The organism is Streptomyces sp. A18 (assembly GCF_059026065.1).
Map to the genome: position 1 here is coordinate 1 of NZ_JBWLKL010000115.1, position 1556 is coordinate 1556.

Here is a 1556-nt window from a genome sequence, read left to right on the forward strand (position 1 = left end):
GCCGCTGACGTGTCGTCCGGCGCCACGAAGAACTTCACGATGATGCTCACCGGGACATCATGCCCGACCCACAACCATGATCGGCCGGACAAGTCCTAGCCGACACAACCCCGCGGCCGCCGGCACCGCTGTCCCCAACCTCACCTGGAACCGGACATCACCTCACGAACCGCCCTCTGAGAGCCAACCGCCCTCAGCCCGCGGCTTGTGCACCACCTGGTCCTGGTCCTCCTGGTCCTCCTGCTCCTGGTGCTCCGACACGGTCTGCTGGGCTTGGCGTTCGACGGTGACGGCCCCCTGCGTGCAGGCGTCGAACAGGTGCGCGTGGCTGTCTCGGGGAGCGCCCCACCCGGCTGCCTCGGTCGTCTTCCACCGGTCGTCGGTGAACTTCGTGCCGCAGCCGGCGCACACCGGGCGGCGCGCTTCCCGCTCGGCCTTCTGCTGCTCGGCCGCGCGACGCAGCTGCCCTTTGCACTCCCGCTCGTAGGCCACCTCAACCGTCGCCAAGGGATGAGTGAGCCCGGCACCCGTCTGGAGGCAGGGCTCACTACCGGCAGGCGAATCGAACGACATGGACAGCAGGGCGACTCGGTCTGGCGCCAGGCGAAGTACCAGGATTACCCGCAACGCACCCAGACCAGCGCCGTCGCCATCGGCAAAGGCTGTCGGCCAAGCTATGAACCATCAACGCGACCGGATCCGACAGTCAGCAACGAACCTCAACCAAGCCGCTGAGTCGCGCTTGGGTCACATCGGGCCCTGGTCGGTCCGGATGACGCCCTTGTTGCGGCACATCAGAAGGGGTGGCCGATCGGGTCTGTGTAGACCTGCCAGCCGTAGCCGTTGGGGCCGATGAAGTCCTGCCTCAGCATCGCGCCGAGGTCGAGGACGCAGCGCTGCTCGGACTCGGTCTCGTCCACTTCGAAGTCGTGGTGGAACTGCTTGGGGTGCTCGCTGTCGGGCCACTGCGGAGCCCGGTAGTCGTCCACCCGGATGAATGCCGGCTCGATCTCGCCGCTCGTTCCGCTCCGGAACAAGCGTGCCGGTATCCGGCCAGGGCTCCGGCCTTACAGTCCCGCCCTCGATGTGGCTGCGGGTAGGCACTGCGTTGGGCAGCGCGGCTGCCGCATGCCGCGGCCGGCGGGACTGGCGCGTGTAGTTGGTCAGGGCCGGCGGAAGCCGTGCCCGGCTTCCGGCCTTGGGAGCGATTGACGTCGGGGCAGGCTGGCCTGGCGGGTTGGCTGGTGGATGATCAGCGGGTGGCCGGCCGGGCGGGCACCAGTTCGGTGCTGGGCTTGCGGCGGGTCGGTCGCCGGGCGGAGCGATCGGAGACCAGCCCGACGATGGCGAGGTGGGTCTCGGTGTACCGTTCCCCGCCGCGCCGCTCGCGCAGGGACCACTCGCGGGCGGCCTGCCACTTGGGAGCGAGTTCCTCGAACAACTCACCGAAGTGTGCGCGGGAGACCCCAGACAGGGAACGATGGGAGCAGGCCGCACGGGCCCAGGTAAGCCTCACAACTCACCCAACCCGTGCGGCCCTTCTCACGTCACGCACC

Annotated in this window: 2 protein-coding genes and 1 pseudogene; all 3 read right to left on the reverse strand. The window is 68.8% G+C overall.

Annotation, left to right across the window (positions count from 1 at the left end; all coding sequences use genetic code 11):
- Nucleotides 1-162: 162 nt before the first annotated feature.
- Nucleotides 163-507, reverse strand: coding sequence for a hypothetical protein (locus tag AC5P1C_RS43670; protein WP_493871574.1), 345 nt, complete (start codon nt 505-507; stop codon nt 163-165).
- Between the two features lie 240 nt (nt 508-747).
- Nucleotides 748-1016: pseudogene (locus AC5P1C_RS43675) on the reverse strand (VOC family protein); the annotation flags it as partial.
- 236 nt (nt 1017-1252) lie between these two features.
- The gene (locus AC5P1C_RS43680; protein ID WP_493871575.1) at nt 1253-1441 is read right to left on the reverse strand and encodes a hypothetical protein; all 189 of its coding nucleotides are present in this window, start codon (nt 1439-1441) and stop codon (nt 1253-1255) included.
- Between the last annotated feature and the right edge of the window lie 115 nt (nt 1442-1556).